We start from the raw sequence: 2717 nt of genomic DNA, 5'->3' as shown, positions 1-2717 counted from the left end.
CTTGCAACGGCGAGTGCTGCTGCTCCTGCCGAGTATCGTGAAGCAGCACATGCTGAGCAATCTCAAAAAGAGTTGGCAGTAGATCATGGCGTTCCACGATCACCGTCGAATGGAACTTTGCGTCAGGTGGGTTTCTGGAAGTCCATGCATATCTCTACCAGTGAAACGGTAGGGCATATCGGTGCTTTGGTTATCCTGATGGCGTTGTCAGTCAGTGTCGGCGGTTTGCTGGAGCGTCTGGAAATCATGGAAGCTTTCCCGACCGATATTAGCAGTACGCTACTGGTAATTTCGATGATTGTCGGGCTAATGATTTTTGTCGGGATGATTATGGATCCATTCGGTGCCGTTATTTTAATCTCGGCTACGGTAGCCCCAGTGGCTTATCAATACGGCATTCATCCTGTGCATTTCTGGATGATTACCTTGATTGGTTTTGAGCTGGGCTATGTCACCCCACCTGTGGCATTGAACCATTTATTGGCGCGGCAATCCATTGGCGATGCTGAGGTGGCCGAAGCAGATGCAGAAGTACGCCATCTGTCCTTCTACTATCGTTTTGAACGCTGGATTTTGCCAGTGATCGTATTGTTGCCAGCTATGCTGATCATTGCTTATGTACCTTATATTTTTAAGCTATTTGGCTGGTATCAATAGGTTTCAATAAAGGCATCTTCGGGGCATGCATGTCCCGTCGTTTGCTTTAAATAATAACCTGAGTCTCAATCGTTAAAATGTCGGTATGATCCCATATTTTAATAACAAGGACTCAGGTTTTGTCCTATCTGAAAATTGTGCGTGATTCCTGAATAAAAGTTATTTCATCTTGTGAGATTGATGTGCTGTCATCAGTAGCATTCAAGATAAAACCAAGATTATTAAGATATGGGCATTAAGTTAGTAGCCTTCAATATGGCTCATATTCATTGCCTATCTGTTGGTCTTTTCAGGCATTGGATGTGAGCAGAAGGGCAATGGAGATAAGTCGTATTCAGTTGATTTTATTTGAAGTTAGACCTTCAAAACTTCTTATTTACTGCGGAAAAGGTATGAAAACAAAAAGAACCTCAATTGAGGTTCTTTTTGTAATATGTCTGGGGGAACAGGACGCTACGGACCTGTTTCTAGAATCCGGTTAGGCGACAGAATCTGCTGGATTTTTTTGCCATAAGCTTTCCAGGTCGTAGAACTTACGAGCAGTGGGCAGCATGCAGTGAACAACCACATAACCTAAATCAATTAGAATCCATTCTGCATCACGTTCACCTTCCACGCCAAGTGGACGGAAACCGGCTTTACGTGCTTCTTCAGCAACATTATGGGCAAGAGATTTAATATGACGCGTTGACGTACCACTGGCAATAATCATGGCATCTGCAACATTGCTGATATTGCTGACATCAAGCTCGACAATTTCTTTCGCTTTTACATCTTCAAGGGCTGCGTGTACAACGTTCAGACACTCTTGTACCGCTGGAGAATAAGAATTCATGCTGTGATCGTGAGAATTAGAAGCGCTGGGCGATGGTTCTAAATTCATAGAGGGTATAATTTCCTAACAATTATGCTGATCTAATATAGCGGTTTTAGTCTTAAATTTCAAACGCTACCCTGGCCGGCTTAGTCATGCTCGGGAAAGAATTCAGCTTTCCAGCTAAAGGAATCATTGGAGTGTCCGAGCGGCTTATATTCGGCTGCAACATAAGCTTGATATTGGCTACTCTTTAGCCACTGAAAAATATCATAATATTCAATAGAAGCAGTATTTGGCTGATGCCGACCCGGGTAATCTGCAAATTGTATATGTCCAATCACTGCAATATTTTCTTTCAAAGTTTCCAGTACATCTTCGCCCATCATGGCCATGTGATAACAGTCATATTGCATTTTTAGGGCCGGATGTTGAACTGCTTCCAGTATTTCCTGAGCCTGGGCAATATTTTGTACCAGAAAGCGAGGCATATCCTTGCCATTAATCATTTCAAATACAGGCTCAATCTGATGCTCGGCGAGCATAGAACAGGCCATCTTTAAATTGCTGGCGAAGGTTTTCAGGCAAGGCAGCAGGTCACAGTCGAGTGGCTGCCGTCCTGCCAGAATATTGACCCGCGGTACTTGGAGTGCGGTTGCATATTGGATGGCCTGTTGCATGGCATGACGAAATTCCAGTTCCTGTCCCGGAATACCTGCCAGACCATGGCCGCCCTGCATCAGGTCACCGGCTGGTACATTGATGAGGCAGAGGTTGAGTTCATGTCTACTTAACTGACTGTGAATCTGCTCTATGTTGAGTTCATAGGGAAACTGTATTTCAACATGTTCAAATCCGTGGGCACGGGCAAGGGCAAATCGCTCTAGGAGGGGAACTTCCGTAAAAATCATTGAAAGATTAACGGCGAGTTTAATCATAGGAAATGTCCTTGCTGAGTGCTTAACAGGAATAGTGTATTAATGATTGATCTGCTGAATGAGAGAGGCCAAATCTGCTTCAGCAAAGCCTTGATCCTGATGAGCTTTTAATTGGGATAAAGCCTGCTGTGCAACTGGAATATCCAGCTCTAAACTGCGGGCCAGTTGTACGGCATTATTCAGATCTTTAGACAGGGTCTGGACTTTCCATTGTACCGGTTCAAAGGTTTGGGTGGCCATACGCGGTGCCAGAATCTGAAAGGGCTTGGAGTCGGCAAAACCATCGGCCAGTGCAGGGGCCAGTAAGC

Annotated in this window: 4 protein-coding genes; 1 reads left to right on the top strand and 3 read right to left on the bottom strand. The window is 44.6% G+C overall.

Annotated elements, in window-relative coordinates:
• Positions 1 to 657 (top strand): TRAP transporter large permease subunit (locus E2K52_RS14015; protein ID WP_171478877.1); only part of this gene is annotated, 657 nt, incomplete at its 5' end.
• Between the two features lie 478 nt (positions 658 to 1135).
• Here the strand turns inward: E2K52_RS14015 and rsfS are convergent.
• The 3 genes from rsfS to E2K52_RS14000 form a co-directional block, all read right to left on the bottom strand.
• Complete coding sequence (rsfS, locus tag E2K52_RS14010; RefSeq protein WP_151205629.1) at positions 1136 to 1540, bottom strand: ribosome silencing factor; 405 nt, start codon at positions 1538 to 1540, stop codon at positions 1136 to 1138.
• 80 nt (positions 1541 to 1620) lie between these two features.
• Positions 1621 to 2409, bottom strand: coding sequence for a hydroxypyruvate isomerase family protein (locus E2K52_RS14005; RefSeq protein ID WP_151205628.1), 789 nt, complete (start codon positions 2407 to 2409; stop codon positions 1621 to 1623).
• Between the two features lie 39 nt (positions 2410 to 2448).
• The coding region (locus tag E2K52_RS14000; RefSeq protein WP_151205627.1) for an NAD-binding protein at positions 2449 to 2717 on the bottom strand (269 nt) is incomplete at its 5' end.

The sequence above is a fragment of the Acinetobacter sp. RF14B genome (assembly GCF_006864105.1).
In the GTDB taxonomy this organism is placed as follows: domain Bacteria; phylum Pseudomonadota; class Gammaproteobacteria; order Pseudomonadales; family Moraxellaceae; genus Acinetobacter; species Acinetobacter lwoffii_C.
Note: the sequence above shows the minus strand (reverse complement) of the source record. Positions and strands in the feature narration are given on the sequence as shown.

Bases quoted from the DNA above. Each gene is read 5' to 3' on its own strand.
- rsfS (WP_151205629.1), bottom strand. From the start codon at position 1,540: ATGAATTTAGAACCATCGCCCAGCGCTTCTAATTCTCACGATCACAGC.
- E2K52_RS14005 (WP_151205628.1), bottom strand. From the start codon at position 2,409: ATGATTAAACTCGCCGTTAATCTTTCAATGATTTTTACGGAAGTTCCC.